The 19,064-nt window shown below is 42.3% G+C and carries 19 protein-coding genes; 16 read left to right on the forward strand and 3 right to left on the reverse strand.

Annotated elements, in window-relative coordinates; translation table 11 throughout:
• The first annotated feature begins 17 nt into the window (after nucleotides 1-17).
• Entirely contained in the window at nucleotides 18-650 is a 633-nt protein-coding gene (locus tag MN199_RS02585; RefSeq protein WP_335738315.1) for an alpha-ketoglutarate-dependent dioxygenase AlkB family protein, read from the forward strand.
• A 126-nt stretch (nucleotides 651-776) separates the two neighbouring features.
• Nucleotides 777-1,115, forward strand: coding sequence for a BolA family protein (locus tag MN199_RS02590; RefSeq protein ID WP_335738316.1), 339 nt, complete (start codon nucleotides 777-779; stop codon nucleotides 1,113-1,115).
• A 21-nt stretch (nucleotides 1,116-1,136) separates the two neighbouring features.
• On the opposite strand, the gene MN199_RS02595 is transcribed toward MN199_RS02590, so the two are convergent.
• On the reverse strand, nucleotides 1,137-1,580 hold the full coding sequence (locus MN199_RS02595) for a hypothetical protein (protein WP_335738317.1): 444 nt from the start codon (nucleotides 1,578-1,580) through the stop codon (nucleotides 1,137-1,139).
• Between the two features lie 263 nt (nucleotides 1,581-1,843).
• Here MN199_RS02595 and fabV point away from each other — a divergent pair, with 263 nt between their 5' ends.
• The 11 genes from fabV to MN199_RS02650 all read left to right on the forward strand — a co-directional run bounded on the left by fabV (nucleotide 1,844) and on the right by MN199_RS02650 (nucleotide 14,111).
• The gene (fabV, locus tag MN199_RS02600; RefSeq protein WP_132582039.1) at nucleotides 1,844-3,037 is read left to right on the forward strand and encodes an enoyl-ACP reductase FabV; all 1,194 of its coding nucleotides are present in this window, start codon (nucleotides 1,844-1,846) and stop codon (nucleotides 3,035-3,037) included.
• 320 nt (nucleotides 3,038-3,357) lie between these two features.
• On the forward strand, nucleotides 3,358-4,695 hold the full coding sequence (locus tag MN199_RS02605; protein ID WP_132582041.1) for a Na(+)-translocating NADH-quinone reductase subunit A: 1,338 nt from the start codon (nucleotides 3,358-3,360) through the stop codon (nucleotides 4,693-4,695).
• Between the two features lie 2 nt (nucleotides 4,696-4,697).
• Entirely contained in the window at nucleotides 4,698-5,903 is a 1,206-nt protein-coding gene (locus tag MN199_RS02610; protein ID WP_335738318.1) for an NADH:ubiquinone reductase (Na(+)-transporting) subunit B, read from the forward strand.
• Nucleotides 5,896-6,681: a Na(+)-translocating NADH-quinone reductase subunit C gene (locus MN199_RS02615; protein ID WP_132582045.1), complete on the forward strand. Its 786-nt coding sequence runs from the start codon at nucleotides 5,896-5,898 to the stop codon at nucleotides 6,679-6,681. The genes MN199_RS02610 and MN199_RS02615 overlap by 8 nt, the downstream gene beginning before the upstream one ends.
• Nucleotides 6,674-7,303, forward strand: coding sequence for an NADH:ubiquinone reductase (Na(+)-transporting) subunit D (locus tag MN199_RS02620; protein WP_132582047.1), 630 nt, complete (start codon nucleotides 6,674-6,676; stop codon nucleotides 7,301-7,303). Before MN199_RS02615 ends, MN199_RS02620 begins: the two co-directional genes overlap by 8 nt.
• A gap of 10 nt (nucleotides 7,304-7,313) precedes the next feature.
• Entirely contained in the window at nucleotides 7,314-7,922 is a 609-nt protein-coding gene (gene nqrE, locus MN199_RS02625) for an NADH:ubiquinone reductase (Na(+)-transporting) subunit E (protein ID WP_335738319.1), read from the forward strand.
• Nucleotides 7,923-7,940: 18 nt separating this feature from the next.
• Nucleotides 7,941-9,173, forward strand: a complete 1,233-nt coding sequence (nqrF, locus tag MN199_RS02630) for an NADH:ubiquinone reductase (Na(+)-transporting) subunit F (protein WP_132582051.1) — start codon at nucleotides 7,941-7,943, stop codon at nucleotides 9,171-9,173.
• A gap of 62 nt (nucleotides 9,174-9,235) precedes the next feature.
• Nucleotides 9,236-10,261, forward strand: coding sequence for an FAD:protein FMN transferase (locus MN199_RS02635; RefSeq protein ID WP_132582053.1), 1,026 nt, complete (start codon nucleotides 9,236-9,238; stop codon nucleotides 10,259-10,261).
• A 10-nt stretch (nucleotides 10,262-10,271) separates the two neighbouring features.
• Nucleotides 10,272-10,484, forward strand: a complete 213-nt coding sequence (gene nqrM, locus MN199_RS02640) for a (Na+)-NQR maturation NqrM (RefSeq protein WP_132582055.1) — start codon at nucleotides 10,272-10,274, stop codon at nucleotides 10,482-10,484.
• Between the two features lie 109 nt (nucleotides 10,485-10,593).
• Nucleotides 10,594-13,227 carry a hybrid sensor histidine kinase/response regulator gene (locus MN199_RS02645; RefSeq protein ID WP_335738320.1) on the forward strand — a complete coding sequence of 878 codons (2,634 nt, stop codon included), beginning with the start codon at nucleotides 10,594-10,596 and terminating at the stop codon, nucleotides 13,225-13,227.
• A 41-nt stretch (nucleotides 13,228-13,268) separates the two neighbouring features.
• Nucleotides 13,269-14,111 (forward strand): HDOD domain-containing protein, encoded by an 843-nt coding sequence (locus MN199_RS02650; RefSeq protein WP_335738321.1) that lies wholly within the window; start codon nucleotides 13,269-13,271, stop codon nucleotides 14,109-14,111.
• Between the two features lie 11 nt (nucleotides 14,112-14,122).
• Here MN199_RS02650 and MN199_RS02655 read toward each other — a convergent pair whose 3' ends face one another.
• Together MN199_RS02655 and MN199_RS02660 are read right to left on the reverse strand one after the other, a co-directional pair.
• A complete protein-coding gene (locus MN199_RS02655; RefSeq protein ID WP_132582061.1) occupies nucleotides 14,123-15,022 on the reverse strand; it encodes a recombination-associated protein RdgC in 900 nt (299 codons plus the stop codon).
• Nucleotides 15,023-15,072: 50 nt separating this feature from the next.
• A complete protein-coding gene (locus MN199_RS02660) occupies nucleotides 15,073-16,815 on the reverse strand; it encodes a sensor histidine kinase (protein ID WP_335738322.1) in 1,743 nt (580 codons plus the stop codon).
• Between the two features lie 182 nt (nucleotides 16,816-16,997).
• Here MN199_RS02660 and MN199_RS02665 point away from each other — a divergent pair, with 182 nt between their 5' ends.
• From MN199_RS02665 to MN199_RS02675, 3 genes are read left to right on the forward strand one after another with little or no spacing between them, the layout of a single operon-like run.
• Complete coding sequence (locus MN199_RS02665; RefSeq protein ID WP_132582065.1) at nucleotides 16,998-17,363, forward strand: response regulator; 366 nt, start codon at nucleotides 16,998-17,000, stop codon at nucleotides 17,361-17,363.
• The gene (locus MN199_RS02670) at nucleotides 17,360-17,974 is read left to right on the forward strand and encodes a chemotaxis protein (protein WP_132582067.1); all 615 of its coding nucleotides are present in this window, start codon (nucleotides 17,360-17,362) and stop codon (nucleotides 17,972-17,974) included. The genes MN199_RS02665 and MN199_RS02670 overlap by 4 nt, the downstream gene beginning before the upstream one ends.
• On the forward strand, nucleotides 17,974-18,909 hold the full coding sequence (locus MN199_RS02675; protein ID WP_335738323.1) for a sensor domain-containing diguanylate cyclase: 936 nt from the start codon (nucleotides 17,974-17,976) through the stop codon (nucleotides 18,907-18,909). Before MN199_RS02670 ends, MN199_RS02675 begins: the two co-directional genes overlap by 1 nt.
• Nucleotides 18,910-19,064: the final 155 nt, after the last annotated feature.

Raw genomic sequence — 19,064 nt, forward strand, 5'->3', positions numbered from 1 at the left:
ACTATCGGTGAAATAAGGTGAACATTTTGACACGCCAATCACATAGCGACAACCTGCAACTTACCCTGCAGCAGTTTAATCTGCCGGATGCCAATATTAGTTTGTGGCCTAATTGGTTAACTGAGCCATTTAGTTATAATTTACAGCAGCAATTAGTGTCGCAGTTAAGCTGGGCACAAGATAGTATTATAATGTTTGGTAAACCCGTTAAAATACCTAGACAGCAAGTATGGATGGGGGACAGTCATTGTCGTTATCGATACTCTGGCACTACTTTTATACCACAACCTTGGCACCCAGCAGTGCGCCAATTAGCTGACAATCTTAGTCAGTTTTTACAGCAACCATTTAATTGTGTTTTGCTTAATCTATATGCTGATGGCCAACACCATATGGGCTGGCATGCTGACAATGAGCCCGAACTGGGGCATGATCCGGTTATTGCTTCGGTTAGCCTTGGCGCGGCTAGGCGTTTTGAGCTTAAGCATCGCACTCAACCTTGGCAGTTGACTTTAGACTTGCCGAGCGGCAGTTTGCTACTAATGACCGGCCAGTGTCAGAGGCATTGGCTGCATCGCTTGCCAAAACAAAGTAGAATAAACCATTGCAGGTTAAACCTGACGTTTCGTTATATAGAGGCCGTATCTTAGACAAATTTATTTTTAGTAAGGCCGCCAATTCGTTACTGCAAATTAATTAACTTGACAGCGTTCTTGACTGGTAAGTTTAAGCTTGGCATCTAGAGTTATTAGTGGGAATAAAGAAGGATTAAAACTATGTTGATTCAAACCGCTATTGAACAGAAGTTACTGAGTAAGTTTGATCCTGAATTCCTTGAGGTAGTAAATGAGAGCCACCTACACAACGTACCCCAAGGGTCAGAGTCACATTTTAAGGTTGTGATTGTTACGCCAGCATTTAATGGCTTGCGTCTAATACAGCGCCATCGTGCCGTAAATGCCGAGTTAGCAGAAGAGTTGGCAGAAAAAATTCATGCGCTGGCGCTGCATACTTATACCCCGTCAGAATGGCACGAGTATTATGCTGATAAAACACCTATTTCGCCACGCTGTTATGGCGGCAGTCAAACTGCAAATAATAAAGCGTCGTTCTGATGCTTTATTATTGGAGCAGTCTTACTGCTCCATATTGCCGGCAGGTAGCTTTACAGAAACAGTATGAACATTAACAGATAACAGATTTCCTTGATTATCAAAGGTTAAAGTCGTAATTACAGTGATAATCTCTGTAGTCGTTACATACGTATTAGTTGCTACCGTTGAATATCCGCCGCCGCTCTGTGATGCGTTGTTGTTAGTTGTAGGGAAGGTAGTAGGTTGTGATACAGACTCCGCAACCAGTACGGCATCTTTGGGTACATCGGCTGTAATAACTTTTATTGGAACGCCGTTCGCGCCTTTCCATAGAATAGACACTGAAGCACCAATACGTGATGTTTCAATACAGTGTTCAAAACATTTCGAATCAAGGTTTGAGTTGTTTTCTGTAATAAATGTAGCGGCAGAGATAGGAGCTGATATTAATATTAAGGCAGCGATTGAAAGAAGTTTAAGTTTCATTTTTACATTTCCTTTTTTATTTATTAAAAAATTTAAACGTATACATATATATGTATATATATGCTGCTATTTTGTGTCAAGCATTGTTAGTGACTGATTTTATTTGGTAATTTTATTAAGGCATATCAATATGTCACAAATAGCCCTGTGGGGGGGAGCCGATAATGTTGATTGCTGTTTTCTAAAATATCTGGTCAGATCTGTTTTCTGGCGTAAAGTTTTACACTAGCGTCAATTTTTTCGAGACAACAGCAGGAGCTGTCATGGTTATTCAACCTAAAATACGTGGTTTTATCTGTACTAACGCCCATCCTGTCGGCTGTGCCGCGCATGTGCAAGAACAAATAGATTATATAAAAGCGCAAGGCCCGGTAGCTAACGGCCCTAAAAACGTGCTGATAATTGGTGCTTCAACCGGCTATGGTTTAGCATCGCGCATTACTGCCGCTTTTGGCTCTGGCGCAAAAACACTGGGCATTTTCTTTGAGAAAGAACCTAGCGAAACTAAAACGGCATCAGCAGGTTGGTATAATACTGCTGCGTTTGAACAAGCAGCAGAAGCTGAAGGTTTATGGAACAAGCATATCAATGGTGATGCGTTTACCGATGAGTTAAAAGCACAGACCATTGATATTATTAGCCGCGAAATGGGTAAAATTGATTTAGTAGTATATAGCCTTGCAGCACCGCGCCGTAAAGACCCAGTAACAGGTGAAGTGTTTAGTTCGGTACTTAAGCCTATTGGCCAAGCCTATACCGCTAAAACGCTAAACACGAGTAAGCGCGAAATTGAAGATATTTCAGTTGAGCCGGCTAATGATGATGAAATTTATCAAACCATTAAAGTTATGGGCGGCGAAGATTGGGAGCGCTGGTTAGATCAGTTAAATGCTGCAAATGTGCTGGCAGATAACTGTCAAACGGTTGCCTATACCTATACGGGTAAAGAATTAACTTGGCCAATTTATGGCAAAGCCACTATTGGTAAAGCGAAAGAAGATTTAGACCGCGCCGCCGCTGACATTACTAGCAAGTTAAGTGCTAAAAAAGGTAAGGCTTATGTTGCATCGTTAAAAGCCTTAGTGACACAAGCTAGTTCAGCTATTCCTATTATGCCGCTGTATATCTCTTTACTGTATCGCGTAATGAAAGAAGAAGGCTCACACGAAGGCTGTATTGAACAGATTAATGCACTATTTCGTCAGGGATTATATACAGACAAGCCTATTTTAGATGAAGTAGGGCGTTTACGTATGGATGGTAAAGAGTTAAGTGATCATATTCAGCAAACGGTAAAAGACTTATGGGGCCAGGTAACAACCGACTCTATTGATACGTTGACTGACTATAAAGGCTATCATAATGAATTTCTTAGATTATTTGGTTTTGGTTATAACCAAATAAATTATGATGCTGAGGTATCACCTTTAGTTATGCTAAAAAATATCAGTGCTTAACAGACAAAAGCCGCCTAATGGCGGCTTTTGTTTATACAGAAATGCGCTAAAATTGTCCAAAACTTGTCACAATAAGCCATTAAAAGAGTCAGGCGGCAAGGTTAGACCAATGGTGGAATTGTTTAGGTAGTTTGCTGGAAAATTTACGCATTAGCATAGATAGGTCGTGGTAATAATGATAGAATCCGCGACTTTAAACACGTGTATCTGGTATAAAAATAAACAGTGGGAAACCCTGATAAACAAAACCAGATGCGCTGCGCATTGCGCAGCTGAAAAACAAGGCCCTGTTTCTTCCCAAAATAGTAGTGCAAGTACGTATGATAAAACTCAAGAAAGGCTTGGACATTCCCCTGGCGGGCAGTCCTAAACAAGAGATCAGTACGGGCAATGCCATTACCACTGTCGCTGTATTAGGCGAAGAGTATATTGGTATGCGTCCGACCATGTCGGTTGATGTTGGCGATACAGTAAAAAAAGGTCAGGTACTTTTCGAAGATAAGAAAACACCCGGCGTTAAGTTTACTGCTCCGTTGGCGGGCACTGTTAAAGAAATTAACCGTGGCGCAAAGCGCGTGTTGCAATCTGTAGTTATTGAAGCTGCAGGTAATGATGCGGTGCAATTTGCTAAATATTCTGCAGACCAGCTAAGTGGCTTAAGTCGCGAGCAAGTTACGCAGAATTTGGTTGATTCAGGGCTTTGGGTTGCACTGCGTACCCGCCCGTTTAGCCAAACGCCGGCTATTGACAGCACGCCTCGGGCAATCTTCGTTAACGCAATGGATACCAATCCGGTTGCTGCTGACCCAAGCGTAATAATTGCTGCAAATAGCGATGCTTTCACTCAAGGTTTAACCATACTGGCTACTTTGACCGACGGTAAACTTTACCTAGCAAAGAAAGCTGGTGCTAATGTTCCAAGCGTAAGCAAGGCGCAAGTGGCAGAGTTTTCTGGCCCACATCCAGCAGGTTTAGTTGGCACGCATATTCATGCGCTTGATCCAGTAAGTGCGAAAAAAGTGGTTTGGCATATTGGTTATCAAGACGTTATTGCTATTGGTAAGTTATTCACTACCGGTGAATTACATAGCGAGCGTGTTATTGCTTTAGCTGGCCCAGCGGTTAAGAACCCGCGTTTAGTTAAAACTGTACTTGGCGCTTCAGTTGCTCAGCTTACGGCTGGCGAACTGGTTGAAGGGCAGAACCGTATTATTTCTGGTTCAGTATTATCTGGTGCAACAGCTCATGGCGTGCACGGTTATATTGGCCGGTTCCATACTCAAGTATCGGTATTAGCTGAAGGCTTTGAAAAAGAGTTTTTAGGCTGGATAGCACCAGGTGCAACCAAGTTTTCGGTAACTCGGGCGTATTTGTCACATTTGAATCCAAAGCGGTTATTCAAGATGACGACTACAACCAACGGCTCAGCCCGTGCCATGGTACCTATTGGTAATTATGAGCGCGTAATGCCTTTGGATATTCTGCCCACGTTACTGCTTCGTGACATGGTCTCTGGTGATACCGATGGCGCACAAACGCTGGGTTGCTTAGAGTTAGATGAAGAAGATATGGCGCTGTGTACCTTTGTGTGCCCAGGTAAATACGATTACGGCATCATTTTACGTAATTGCCTGACGACCATTCAGAAGGAAGGCTAATCATGAGTTTGAAGCATTTTTTAGAGCGCATTGAACCGTCATTTGAAAAAGGCGGTAAATATGAAAAGTGGTATGCGCTGTATGAAGCCTTTGCTACTGTGCTTTATACCCCAGGTCTGGTAACAAAAAACGGTACCCACGTACGTGATAGTATCGATTTGAAACGTATCATGATCTTCGTTTGGCTGGCATTATTTCCAGCATTATTTTTCGGTATGTACAACGTTGGCCATCAGGCAGTAATTGCTTTGCAGGCTGGTTTTGCTACGCCGGATACGTGGCAGGTTGCACTTTATCAATTATTTGGTGGTGCATTATCGGCCGATTCTGGCTGGATCAGCAAAATGTGGTACGGCGCGGTATGGTTTATACCTATCTACGCAGTTACTTTTATTGTTGGCGGCTTCTGGGAAGTATTATTTGCTACCGTGCGTAAACATGAAGTAAACGAAGGTTTCTTTGTTAGCTCTATTTTGTTTGCGTTAATTCTGCCAGCAACTATTCCATTATGGCAGGTTGCGCTGGGTATTACCTTTGGTGTTGTTATCGCTAAAGAAGTATTTGGTGGTACTGGCCGTAACTTTTTAAACCCAGCATTAGCTGGCCGTGCGTTTTTGTTCTTTGCTTATCCAGCGAATATTTCTGGTGACGCAGTATGGACAGTGGCTGACGGCTATTCAGGCGCGACTTGGTTAAGTAAAGCCGCTGCCGGTGAGTTAGATTACTCAGCAAACATGCAGGTGTGGTGGGATGCATTCTACGGTTTTATTCCAGGTTCAGTTGGCGAAACCTCAGTATTGGCTTTATTAGTCGGTGGTTTAGCCCTTATTTATTTCCGTATTGCTTCTTGGCGCATTGTGTTGGGTGTCATGGTAGGTATGGTGCTAAGCGCTTATATGTTTAATGCTGTAGGTTCTGAGTCTAATGCCATGTTTGCTATGCCTTGGCATTGGCATTTGGTATTAGGTGGTTTTGCCATTGGTATGTTCTTTATGGCAACCGACCCAGTATCAGCGTCGTTTACTGACAAAGGTAAATGGGCGTACGGTATTTTAATTGGTTTTATGGTGGTAATGATCCGTGTAGCTAACCCTGCATATCCAGAAGGTATGATGTTAGCAATACTGTTTGCAAACCTGTTTGCGCCACTGTTCGATTTCTTCGTGGCACAAGCTAATATCAAACGGAGGCTGGCACGTAATGTCTAGTAATAACGATAGTATCAGCAAAACGCTGATCGTAGTCATTTCTTTATGTCTGATCTGTGCGGTAATCGTATCAACAGCTGCAGTGCAGCTGCGCCCACAACAGATAGCGAATAAACTACTAGATTCACAGAAAAACGTCCTTGCAGTGGTAGGCTTGTTGTCTGGCTCAAATATTAATGAGTTATACAACACGCATATTTCTGAACGTTTTGTTGACTTAGATAGCGGTGAGCTGGTTGAAAAACCAAAAGATTACGACTATCGAAAAGCAATGAAAGACCCGGCAAAAAGCGAGCGTTTGGCAGCTGAAGATGACATGGCTTCAATAAAAAGCCGTGCCAATATTGCGCCAGTATATTTTGCTTATGATAAAGGCATTGAGTCAGGTGAATTATCAGCCATTGTGCTGCCAATTCATGGTTATGGCTTGTGGTCTACTATGCATGCTTTCTTAGCATTAGGGGCTGACGGTACTACTATTAAAGGTCTTAACTACTATGAGCAAGGCGAAACGGCTGGCTTAGGTGGTGAAGTGCAAAACCCGAAATGGGCGGCGCAATTTGATGGTAAAAAATTACTCGATGCATCAGGTAAACCAGCAATTAAAGTGGTTAAACCAGGCAATGCCAGTGCTGATTCAGCATTTGAAGTAGATGGTTTATCGGGCGCAACCTTAACCAGTAAGGGTGTGCAATATACTTTCGATTTCTGGGCTGGTGCTAAGGGTTTTGCCCCGTTTCTGGCTAAAGTTCGCGATGGAGCATTAAACAATGGCTAACGCAAAAGAAATTAAAACCGTTCTGTTTGGGCCGGTATTTGCAAATAACCCTATCGCATTACAAGTACTTGGTATTTGTTCTGCGCTAGCGGTAACCACGAAAATGGATAAAGCCTTGGTAATGTGTATTGCACTTACCCTAGTAACCGCATTTTCTAACTTTTTTATCTCGTTAATTCGTAACCACATTCCATCTAGCGTACGAATTATCGTGCAGATGACTATTATTGCGTCTTTAGTAATTGTTGTTGACCAATTATTGAAAGCCTTTGCTTACGATGTAGCCAAAGAGCTGTCGGTGTTTGTTGGCTTAATTATTACTAACTGTATCGTAATGGGTCGTGCTGAAGCTTATGCCATGAAAAGCCCGCCAGTTATCAGCTTTTTAGATGGTATTGGTAACGGTTTAGGTTATAGCGTTGTGCTTATGGCACTGGCGTTTATTCGTGAACTGGGCGGTTCAGGTACGGTATTTGGCTTTGAGATACTGCCATTGGTTAAAGACGGCGGTTGGTATCAGCCTATGGGCTTACTGTTAATGCCACCAAGTGCATTCATTATCATTGCCGGCTTTATCTGGATTTTACGTACCTTCCGTACCGAACAGGTAGAGAAGGCCTAAGGAGATATTGATGGAACATTATATTAGTCTATTCGTCCGTGCCATCTTTATTGAAAACTTGGCATTATCATTTTTCTTAGGCATGTGTACCTTTATTGCTGTTTCTAAAAAAATCACTACGGCTTTTGGCTTAGGGGTTGCGGTAACAGTGGTATTAGGTATTTCAGTACCAGTAAATAATTTGGTATATCAGAATTTGTTAGCTCCAGGTTCACTTGACTGGGCTGGCTTTCCTGAAGCTGATTTAAGCTTCCTAGGGTTTTTAACCTATATCGGTGTTATTGCGGCACTGGTACAAATTCTAGAGATGATCTTAGATAAGTTTTTCCCAGCTTTATATAACGCTTTAGGCATTTTCTTACCGTTAATCACCGTTAACTGTGCCATTTTTGGTGCAGTAGCCTTTATGGTAGAACGTGATTACAACTTCGGTGAAAGCGTAGTATTTGGCTTAGGTAGCGGTATTGGCTGGATGTTAGCTATTACGTTGCTGGCAGGTATTCGTGAGAAATTAAAGTATGCAGATATTCCACAAGGTTTACGTGGTCTGGGTATTACTTTCTTAATGGTTGGTTTAATGGGGTTAGGCTTTATGTCTTTCTCTGGTGTTTCACTGTAAGGGGTAAAGGCACACAAGATGGAAAATTTAGACATATTTCTTGGCGTTGGCATGTTTACCCTAATGATTTTAGCATTAGTGCTAATTATATTAGCGGCAAAATCTAAGCTAGTTGCTACAGGTGACATTACCATAGGTATTAACGGCGACCCGAAAAAAGCCATAAAGGCGCAAGCGGGCGGTAAATTATTAAGCGTGTTAGCAGGCAAAGGTATTTTCCTATCGTCTGCTTGTGGTGGCGGCGGTTCTTGCGGTCAGTGCAAAGTACACATTAAGTCTGGCGGTGGTGAAATACTACCAACAGAATTAGGCCACATTTCCAAAGGTGAAGCCCGTGAAGGTTGTCGTTTATCTTGTCAGGTAAACGTAAAAACTGACATGGAAATTGAAGTTGAAGAAGAAATCTTCGGTATTAAAAAGTGGGCATGTGAAGTCATTTCTAATGATAACAAGGCTACGTTTATTAAAGAACTGAAGCTGCGGATCCCAGATGGCGAGTCTGTGCCTTTCCGTGCGGGTGGTTATATTCAGATTGAAGCACCAGCGCATCACATTAGGTACAAAGATTTCGATGTTCCAGAGCAATACCGTGGTGATTGGGAGCGCTTTAAATTCTTCACGTTAGAGTCAAAAGTAGACGAAGAAACAATTCGCGCTTACTCAATGGCGAACTATCCTGAAGAGGAAGGCATTATTATGCTGAACGTGCGTATTGCGACGCCGCCACCAAATAACTTGACCTTACCTTGCGGTAAAATGTCATCTTATATTTGGAGCCTAAAAGAAGGTGATAAAGTCACTATTTCTGGCCCATTTGGTGAGTTTTTCGCTAAACAAACCGAAGCAGAAATGGTGTTTATTGGTGGTGGTGCAGGTATGGCACCGATGCGCTCGCATATTTTTGACCAAATGCGTCGTTTAAAAACCACTCGTAAAGTTAGCTTCTGGTACGGTGCTCGCTCTAAGCGTGAAATGTTCTACGTTGAAGATTTTGATATGCTTGCGGCTGAAAACCCGAACTTTGAATGGCACGTTGCTTTATCAGATCCACAACCTGAAGATAACTGGACTGGTTACACAGGGTTTATTCATAACGTAATTTATGAAAACTACCTGAAAAATCATAAAGCGCCAGAAGACTGTGAGTTCTACATGTGCGGCCCACCAATGATGAATAAAGCAGTAATTAGCATGCTTAAAGACCTTGGTGTAGAAGACGACAATATTCTATTAGACGACTTCGGCGGCTAATAGACAACGCAACAACAAAAGGGGCGACCGTAAGGCAGCCCCTTCTGCTTTCTGGATATTATATGCACGCATATTCATTAATAAAAATCTGGTTTATTACTATTTGTCTGTTGGTAATCTCGGGATGCAGCCCTGCAAAGCCAGCGAGCGAGCAGGTACAGCTAAATGGCAATACCATGGGTACCTATTATGTGGTTAAGTATTATGACGATAGCCCTATAGATAGCACCGATTTACAACAGCAACTGGATACCGAACTAGAATTAATTAATGATTTAATGTCCACGTACCGACCTGAATCAGAGCTAATGCGCTTTAACCATCATAACGACGCCAGTGCCTTCGCTATATCGAAGCCGACTAGGCTAGTGGTAGCTGAAGCATTAAGGCTGGCACAGCAGACCGATGGCGTGTTAGATATCACCGTTGGCCCATTAGTTGAACTATGGGGCTTTGGTGCTAAAGGGCGTGTTGAAAAAGCGCCGTCACAAACTGATATTGATCAAGCACGCGCGGTAGTAGGTTATGAAAAATTAACGTTAACCGATAACGGGCTTATAAAAGCAGTACCCGGTTTAGCTGTCGATTTGTCGACCATTGCCAAAGGGTATGGTGTTGACAGGGTTGCAGAAATACTCGAGCAAAATGGCATCTCTAATTATTTAGTCGAAATTGGTGGCGAAATGCGCATCAAGGGCACTAAGCCGTCAGCTCAACCTTGGAAAATTGCGATAGAAAAACCGGTAAATGCTGGACAAACTATGCAGCGCGTTCTACAAACGGGTGATATGGGAGTGGCTACGTCAGGGGATTACCGTAATTACTTTGAAGCTGAGGGGGTTCGCTATTCGCATTTAATTGACCCACGAAGCGGTAAACCTATTCAGCATCATACGGTATCAACTACCGTGTTACATCCATCTTGTATGACAGCAGATGGCTATGCTACAGCACTAAATGTTATGTCATCAGATGAAGCTATTATTTTCGCAAATCGGTATAATATAGCAGCATTGTTAGTGGTTAAAACTGATGATGGCTTTATAGAGCTAGCATCTGATGCGTTTAAACCTTTTTTAACTGAGTAGTGAGGCCGACATGACCCTATTTTTAATGACGTTTGGTTTATTTTTGCTAGTAGTCGTTGCCATGGCACTGGGCTATTTAATGCAACGTAAAACTATTGGCGGCAGTTGTGGTGGCTTAGATGCTCTAGGTATAGACAAAGCCTGTGATTGCGCCGATCCCTGTGAAGCACGCAAAAACCGTTTAGCCAAAGAAAAATTTTGGCAGGAAAATAAGATTGTTTAACGGCCTATTAGTCATGTAGTGCTTGTCGCAAGTTAATGCACTGGTTATGCTGTAGCTCTGGGTATAAGGGTGCAGGGTAACACCACGTGCTAACCACGTCAGGGCAGGGATGAAATTACGTGACACTTTAGTTGCTTACATGCTGCCGTTGCTGGTGCTACCTGTGATGTTGTTCGGCTATATGGCGTATCACTTTAGTAAGCAGTATTTACAACAGCAACTCTATTTTAATGCAGATAAAGCGATAACAACACAGCAAGAGATGCTTAGTCAGTTCTTGCAACAGCAACAAATTCGACTTGGCATGCTGGCGCAAAGCCCGCTGCTGCAACAGTACATTCAGCAACCCAATGCGCTATCACTCAGTGAAGTAGACAAACAATTTCGTCAGTTTGTTGTCGCAGATCCACAAATTCTATCGCTCAAGCTGATTAATTTAAACGGTGATTACGAATTACAATTACCGGCAAAATCCACGTATTCGTCGTTGCCTAACCGGTTTCGTAACGAATATTTTTCTTCACTGCAGGCGCAAGTAGACAAGGCTGGCTATTTTTTAGCAGAAGACGCTGATAGCAAACGGCTACAGCTATTTTTTGCTCACAAGCTTTATGGCAGCTCAGTTACTGAAACTCGTCGTCTTTGGGGTTATCTGGTTGTTGTGGTGAAACCCGATCTGTTTGACGAAGTAGTCAGTTATCGGCACACACCAAATAGTGTTACCTTGCTAATTAATCGGGCAGCAACTATCACCTACGCGAATAATTCAGCACTAATAGGCAGCGCGTTTGCACCGAGTAACTTTCGAGCCATTCAACGCAGCATCGATACTGATGAATTTACGTCCGATATTTTGTTAGGACAACAACGGATTTTATTAGGTAAAAGTTTACCTGGCGCATTTCAGTTACTTTACGGTATTGATGAAACTGAGCTGATGGCCCCGCAACGCACATTATCTTTTTCGCTAATTTTGTTTACTTTAGCGATATCTATTATTTTGCCACTGCTAGTTTACTGGTTGCTGATCCGTAACGTTTTTGAACCTATTAAGCGGCTAACTGCAGCAAAAACGGCTGTCGGTCGCGGTGATTTATCTACGTTGCTTGAAGTAAAAAAGCAAGACGAATTAGGTGACATGTTTGCGGCTTTTAACGTAATGGTGAGGCAGCTTCGCGTATATCGAGAGCGTGAGCGCGCTTATAAACAGCAGTTAGAAGATAAAGTACTGCGCCGAACCCATGACTTAGCTCGTGCTAATGATGAGCTTGAAGCCGCTAACCAAGAGTTAATATTAGCTCGTGAAACTGCTGAGCAAGCTAACCGGTTAAAGAGCGTATTTTTAGCTAATATGAGCCATGAAATACGCACGCCGTTAACGGCGATTATTGGTTTTTCAGAGCAAGCACAGAGCGAAACAGATACCGCCAAATTGCAGAATTATTTACAGCGCGTGCTAAAAAGCGGCGATCATTTACTGCGATTAATTAACGATATTCTTGATTTATCAAAAATTGAAGCGGAAAAGCTAGAGTTAAACTATGAAGCATTTAGTGGCTTAACATTAATTGATGACGTGTTTTTACTTACCCGTAGCCAAGCAGAAGCAAAAGGTGTGCAGTGCCAGCTTAAACTTAATTTTCCTTTACCCGCGCAGCTCTATACCGATGCGTTGCGTTTTCGCCAAGTCTTGCTGAACCTAACCAGCAACGCGGTGAAATTTACGCAAAAAGGTAAAATTGTTATTGAGGTATCTTTTGATGTACTGCTGAAGCAGTTATCGATTAAAGTTAAAGACACCGGCATTGGCATGACGCCAGAAGAATTAAGTAGGATATTTAGACCCTTTGTTCAAGCAGATGCTACCGTAACTCGCCATTATGGCGGAACTGGGCTTGGCTTATGTATTTCAAAGCAATTAATGCTACAAATGGACGGCAATATTTATGTAGAAAGTGTTAAAGGCATAGGTAGCTGTTTTGAATTACAGTTTAATTGTAACGCGATGCCTTTAACATTAATTGATAACTATGTTAAAGCAACAACGAGTCAAATTAATATTCTTTCCGAACCGCAGACTACACATAAGCTGCATATTTTAGTTGCAGAAGACAACCTTGATAACCAGTTGTTGTTGCAGCTGATGTTAGAAAAAGCTAATGTCAGTTGCCAAGTAGTTGATAATGGCCAAAAAGCGGTTGAACGAGCATTAACAGATAATTTTGATCTGATTTTTATGGATATGCAAATGCCATTAATGGGAGGCGAAGAAGCGACCCGTTTAATTAGAGCTGCGGGTGTGCTAACGCCCATTATTGCGGTAACGGCAAATGTAATGTCAGAGGATCTAGAACGTTATCTAGCGTCGGGCTGTCAGGGCTTATTACCTAAGCCGGTAATACAAGCAGAATTAATGGCGATATTGGCCAAATATGGCAACCGAATGGCATCAAATGCCGACAAGTTGACGCAACAATTAGCTTTAGATCCACAAATGCAGGCGTTAAAACAGCAATTTACTGCGCAGTTACCCCTGCTGCTACAAGAGCTGCAGAGTTATTTTACTGACGCTAAGTGGCACGAATTAGCTTACGCGGCGCATAGCCTTAAAGGCAGTGCAGGCAGCATGGGCTATCCAGAGTTAACTGTGTTGGCCGGTGAACTTGAACGAGCTGCTAATAAGCAGCAAAGTGTTATGTGTGACACGCTACTTAACAGTATGACGCAGATTATTATGCGATAACGGCAGCCCATTGGGTAAATGCGGTTAATGAAGGAGATAGTATGACAGCGCAACAACAACTGCTTCAGATCTTGCAGCATAAAATTCAGCACGACCAATTGTTACTGCCGACATTGCCTGATGTTGCATTAAAGGTACGACAGCGCTCTGCAGAGCCTGATATTAGCCTTAATGAAATGGCCGATGTTATTGCCCAAGACCCTGCATTAGCCGCCAGAATGATCAGAGTGGCAAATAGTGCATTTATGGGCCGCTCGATTAAAGTAAGCACACTAAACCAAGCTGTTACTCGAATTGGTTTAAGTCAAATTCGTAACATTGCTATTGCCATGGCACTAGAGCAAATTTTTGTGTCACAACACAAAGAAGTGCAGCGTCAACTTGATGCTTTATGGCAAAACAGCATAGAAGTAGCCAGCATCGCTGCTGCCTGCCTTACTTTTTATAATAGTAAAGTTGGCCGCACCGGTTTAAACAAAGATATTTTAACCTTAATGGCGTTAGTGCATAACATAGGGGCTTTGCCGTTAATTAGTGAGGCAGAGCGGCAGCAAGATCTGTTAGGGGATTCACGGTTTTTATTGTTTTTAGCCAGCAACTTGGCGATCGAAGTCAGTGTGCGAATACTGTTTGCTTGGGGCTTTTCGGAACCCTTTCACGAAGTTGCCAGAACATGGCAGACATTAGCACCTTGTAATCCAGGGCCTGATTATACCGATTTTATTCGTTTGGCGAATATTGCCCGTGATGGTTATAGCGATAAAGAACTACAGCAACGCTTACTTCAACACTACATAAATTTGCAAATGGTGCCCGAGGAAAACTTTATGCTACATCCTGATATACAGACGGTATATCAGGATGTGCGCGCAATCTTTAGCTAGTTAGTGTGATATTACTCTGCAGCGGTTAACTGCTGGCTAATGCTTAGTAAGGCATTATTTAGCGCTGCAGTCATCAGTAATAGATCAGCATCAAGACGAGCGGTTAAATCCTCCCAGCCAAGTTCTTCATTTTGGCCGGTAATTAAATCGTGAAATTTAATCCGTTTTATTGCGCCGTCGTCAGCTATTGCTAAAGATAGGTTGTCATTTTGCTCTAAGCTGATGCTGGTTACTAATTTATCCTGCAAGTGGCTTTGTACTTCATCAGCACTGAGTAAATGATTGCTAAATTTTACCTTAGCGCCTTCTTCGTCCGGTGCTTTAAGCTCAGCTTCGCTACCTAAACTGAAACCTTGGGGCAAGGCCTTGTCTTGCAACCAGAGCTGTAAATGTGTGTTTAGTTTGTGGGTATCAAGCCAAGGTAGCGCGGGCAAAGAGCCTAGTGCTTTACGTAGTAAAGCTAAAATATCTTCGGCTTTGCTAGCACTACTGCTGTTAATCACTAGCCACTGATTTTCTGGATCGTAATAGCCTTGAGTTAGGCTTGAACGGCTAAATGCTCGTGGCAATAAGCTAAGCTGAAGCTCTTCTTTTAAACTTTGTTTTTCTTTTTTACTCAGCGGCCGGCCTTTTTCTTGCTCTAAAGCTTCTAGCTTGGGCTGCATTTCTTCGTTAATCACCGCCGCCGGAAGAATTTTTTCTTGGCGTTTTACGGCGAAAAATATGATCTGACCATTAATGTGACTATAGTGCTTAATACTTGGGTGTAATGGAAAGCTAAAGCCGCTTCTTACCAATTCTTGCGCGCTTAACGGCGCAAATTTAAACTCGGCTAAAGCTTGATCCCATACCGCAACATCAGTACTTAGTGGTGCACTAAGCTTATACACACGAACATTTTTAAACCACATATCTTAACATCCATCAAAAAACATGGCCGGCAGTATAGCGCGGAACCAACCTAGATTTTTAGATTTTTTGGGAAGCAAATATGGTAATGCAGACCTTTTCCGAGTTCGCTACTTACCTGAATGCTGCCACCTAAGGTTTGGCGCACCAAGTTGTAGGCAATATGAGTGCCTAAACCGCTACCCCCTTGGTCGCGTTTAGTGGTAAAAAATGGATAAAATAGCTTGTCTAATTGCTCTGGTGGCAGACCTCGGCCATTATCACTGTATTTAATATCCACGTTTTCGTCTTCATCTAATACGGTAATGCGTACTAAACCATTCTCAATATTTTCAAAACCGTGGATCAACGAATTCATTAGTAAGTTAGTGAATATTTGCGAGATCGCACCGGCAGGGCAGTTTAAGATAATATTATCAGGGCAGTTTACTTCAATCTGATGATGCGTTTTTTTAAAGTTAGGCTGTAATGAGCGAATAATTTCGTTTAGGTAGTCAAACAAGTTAATGGTTCTAATTGCCTCGCTGGCTTGGTCTACCGCAATTTGTTTAAAACTTGCTATTAGCTCAGAGGCACGCATTAAGTTTGATTGCAGCAATTCGGTACTCTGGCCTGCCTCTTCAATAAAGCTTTCCAGCATTTTTGGTGTTAGGGTTTTATCGTTATAAGCTAGGGCTAAAGCTTGTAACTTTTCGTCTAAAAAGCTGGTTGCGGTAACGCCAATGCCTACTGGCGTATTTACTTCATGGGTAATACCCGCCACTAAACCACCTAGTGCGGCCATTTTCTCTGATTGCACTAACCTGTCTTGTGCCTGCTTTAAATCTTCAACAATTTTCTCTAGTTCTGTTTGCTTGCTACGTAGCGCATCTTCAATATGACGACGTCGTTCAATTTCTTCTTTTAAGCTTTGTTGTTTTACTTCAAGCTCTTGTTTTTGCTGCTGTAAATCCATCATGGCTTGGCTTAAACCAGACGTTTTGCGAGCAACATCTTGTTCTAACATCAGATTTTGCTGATCTAGTTTTTCATTAGATAGTAATAGTTGCTTTTGTGTCGTTTCTAGTTGTGTTTTGTAATCTTGTACCCGGCTGATTAAACGGTTAAACGCATCAGCAGTAACACTAAGTTCCGAGCTATCGTCGTGTTGAATTTCAATTCTAGCGCCATCTAACTGGTCTAATTCTATATCTTCTATCTGCTGGGTAAGCTCTGCTAGCGGCACAGTAAGCTGTTTACGAAATGCCATTAAAAATAAAATGATTAAAAATGTGGTTTTTAACATGGCATTGCCAACTAAAAAGTAAATGCCTACTTTTATTCGGTCAATAACCACTGCGCGGCTTGAAAATAGCGTAACGTCGCCTACTTGAGTAGCGCGGCCAGAGAACTCAAAAATAAGCGGGAAAGTATAACCAAAGATGCCGGATTGTTGTTCGGTAAGCCTAACGCCTTCACGGACTAATTGGGTACTAAAGCGCTCTTGTATATTGATATAACGGCCCAGTTGCGTAATTACCGCACCGCTGTCATCACGCACAATAATGCCTTCAATTGCTGGAATAGCTAATAAGCCATCGGCGATGATCATCGCCTGTTGGGTATTTAACTCCCAAATAGCACGCGTTAGGCTGCCAGAAAACGTTTGCTGCAGCGTTTCTAATTCACCATTGATATGTGCTTTAGTATTAAAGTACTCCGCAACAATTTGTCCTAATGTAACAACAAAAGTTAAAATAAAATAAACAGACAATACCTTGGTTAACAGCTTACGAGATAAGCTTTTATGCTGCATGAGAAAACCTTGTGGTAAAGAAAATTAGCATTATTGTACACAATAACGAATAACCAGTGGTTTGCAAATAGCGTATACGGCTATAGGCTATTTATAGCGTATATGTTGCTTTATGATGGCGTAATGTATATATTTTTTCACCAATGGCGCCAATCTTAAGACGACAAAATAGGCAGTAGTAAATGGCTTTAACCGCGTTAATATGTGACGACTCTTTACTCGCTCGCAATCAGCTAAAAAAATCTTTGCCGGCAGACTTTGATGCCAACATTATTACCGCGAGTAATGGCTTGGAAGCCTTGGCTATGTTGCGTACTCAAGAAGTGGGTATCGTGTTTCTTGATTTAACCATGCCAGAACTTGATGGTATTGGCGTACTTGAAGCAATAAAGTCAGAGGGCATGGACTGTTTAGTTATTGTCGTGTCAGCAGATATTCAGCCAGAAATGCAAAAGCGAGTAATGGACTTGGGCGCATTAGCCTTTATTCAAAAACCAGCAAATGCGGCTAAATTGACTGATGTTATGCATAAGTATGGCCTAATATGACAGATTTTAGTTTTAGCGAAGAGCAACGTGATGGTTTGCAAGAGCTAGTAAATATCGCTATGGGCTTAGCCAGCGATAAGCTTGCTCGCTATCTTAATACGCTAGTGCATTTACAAGTGCCAGCGATCAAGCTGGTGAAGACCGACTATTTGCCTACGCATTTTGCTAACCGTTATCCACAACAAAGCATGACTATGATTAGCTTAGGGTTTTTTGGTGATCACGGCTTGCGTGGTGAAACCATTATGCTGTATCAACTAGCCAATGTTGATACTATCGCTAAGCTGCTTGGTTACAATAATGACGATAGCTCTGAAGCAGAAATGCTGACTGATATCAGTTCTATTTTAACGACAACCTTTCTAAATGGTTTGGCCGAACAACTAGAAAACAATTTCTCGTACGCTGCACCACGTATTTTATCAAGCCGTGATCAACATTTTGCGGAAAAGCTAGCATCAACCGCTAAACAGTGGCAGCTAGCATTACAAGTAGATATTCGTTATCAACTGATCGATTATAGTTTTAACTGTGACATGATCTTGCTGATCCCAGGCGAAGCAGTGCTACGTTTGCGTGTTATTTTGGATAAGATTCTGGCAAATTTCTAGTGCAACTTGATTGGTTATTGCAACCACTACTCTCACAGCTAAATACCGGTGTGTTGATTTTAGACAGTCAACATAACGTTGTATTTTTAAATCAGTTTATCACTAGGCGTGCCGATCTGCAGCTGGCTGAAGTTGAAGGCAAACTGGTTTACACTGTTTTTTCTGGTTTACCTGAAGCTTGGCTAAGGCGCAAATTAGACGGCGTGTTGGCGTTGCAGGCTCCCGCGTTTAGTAGTTGGGAGCAGCGGCAATATATTATTAAATTACCTCATCTGCGGCCAGTTAGTAGTGATAGCGAGTATATGGCACAAAACTGCAGTATGCTGCCGTTAACTGCGCCTGATGGCGTATCGCAGTATGTGTGTCTGTTAATAGAAGATGCAACCGATGCTTATGTATATCAGCATCAGTTGCAGCAAAGTATGTCTATGCTAGAGCTGGCGAATCGTACTGACGGTTTAACCGGCGTATATAACCGCAGCTACTGGCAATCGCAATTAGAATACGAGACACAGCGCGCGGCTCGTTACCAACACCCGGTATCTTTATTATTATTTGATCTTGATAAGTTTAAGCAATTGAATGATCGCTATGGCCATCAAGGTGGCGATGCCGTGCTTATTGAGCTGTCAGCAATGATTACTGAGTTATTACGTGATACTGATTTGCTGGGTCGTTATGGCGGTGAAGAGTTTGGTATTATTTTACCAGAAACTAATTTGGCGTGCGCGCAATTGGTTGCAAATCGAGTTTGCGCCGCCGTTGCTGCGCAAAAAATACTGTTTAATGGCCAATCTATCGCGGTTACTATCAGTATTGGCGTTGCCAGTTATACCAACCAAACTGCCGATGAGTTAATACAGCAAGCTGATATGGCACTGTATAATGCAAAGCGATTAGGGCGTAACCAAGTTGCAGTTTGGACCGCGGATTAAAACTGGCATTCATAATTCTTAAAATATAGTCGCTATTAATTATTGACAGAAGTGTTTTAGTCTGTGCATATTAATGACGATGAAAATAACAACGATAGCACTCACCACTATTACCACCACCAACCCTTCGGGGTAGGAGGTCAGCGGTGTGTCGT

The sequence above is a fragment of the Rheinheimera metallidurans genome, from assembly GCF_036983985.1.
In the GTDB taxonomy this organism is placed as follows: Bacteria; Pseudomonadota; Gammaproteobacteria; order Enterobacterales; family Alteromonadaceae; genus Alishewanella; species Alishewanella metallidurans.

What these genes read in the sequence shown, in the direction of transcription:
- MN199_RS02590 (WP_335738316.1), top strand. Translation starts at nt 777, where the DNA reads ATGTTGATTCAAACCGCTATTGAACAGAAGTTACTGAGTAAGTTTGAT.
- MN199_RS02595 (WP_335738317.1), bottom strand. Translation starts at nt 1,580, where the DNA reads ATGAAACTTAAACTTCTTTCAATCGCTGCCTTAATATTAATATCAGCT.
- fabV (WP_132582039.1), top strand. Translation starts at nt 1,844, where the DNA reads ATGGTTATTCAACCTAAAATACGTGGTTTTATCTGTACTAACGCCCAT.
- MN199_RS02605 (WP_132582041.1), top strand. Translation starts at nt 3,358, where the DNA reads ATGATAAAACTCAAGAAAGGCTTGGACATTCCCCTGGCGGGCAGTCCT.
- MN199_RS02610 (WP_335738318.1), top strand. Translation starts at nt 4,698, where the DNA reads ATGAGTTTGAAGCATTTTTTAGAGCGCATTGAACCGTCATTTGAAAAA.
- MN199_RS02615 (WP_132582045.1), top strand. Translation starts at nt 5,896, where the DNA reads ATGTCTAGTAATAACGATAGTATCAGCAAAACGCTGATCGTAGTCATT.
- MN199_RS02620 (WP_132582047.1), top strand. Translation starts at nt 6,674, where the DNA reads ATGGCTAACGCAAAAGAAATTAAAACCGTTCTGTTTGGGCCGGTATTT.
- nqrE (WP_335738319.1), top strand. Translation starts at nt 7,314, where the DNA reads ATGGAACATTATATTAGTCTATTCGTCCGTGCCATCTTTATTGAAAAC.
- nqrF (WP_132582051.1), top strand. Translation starts at nt 7,941, where the DNA reads ATGGAAAATTTAGACATATTTCTTGGCGTTGGCATGTTTACCCTAATG.
- MN199_RS02635 (WP_132582053.1), top strand. Translation starts at nt 9,236, where the DNA reads ATGCACGCATATTCATTAATAAAAATCTGGTTTATTACTATTTGTCTG.
- nqrM (WP_132582055.1), top strand. Translation starts at nt 10,272, where the DNA reads ATGACCCTATTTTTAATGACGTTTGGTTTATTTTTGCTAGTAGTCGTT.
- MN199_RS02645 (WP_335738320.1), top strand. Translation starts at nt 10,594, where the DNA reads ATGAAATTACGTGACACTTTAGTTGCTTACATGCTGCCGTTGCTGGTG.
- MN199_RS02650 (WP_335738321.1), top strand. Translation starts at nt 13,269, where the DNA reads ATGACAGCGCAACAACAACTGCTTCAGATCTTGCAGCATAAAATTCAG.
- MN199_RS02655 (WP_132582061.1), bottom strand. Translation starts at nt 15,022, where the DNA reads ATGTGGTTTAAAAATGTTCGTGTGTATAAGCTTAGTGCACCACTAAGT.
- MN199_RS02660 (WP_335738322.1), bottom strand. Translation starts at nt 16,815, where the DNA reads ATGCAGCATAAAAGCTTATCTCGTAAGCTGTTAACCAAGGTATTGTCT.
- MN199_RS02665 (WP_132582065.1), top strand. Translation starts at nt 16,998, where the DNA reads ATGGCTTTAACCGCGTTAATATGTGACGACTCTTTACTCGCTCGCAAT.
- MN199_RS02670 (WP_132582067.1), top strand. Translation starts at nt 17,360, where the DNA reads ATGACAGATTTTAGTTTTAGCGAAGAGCAACGTGATGGTTTGCAAGAG.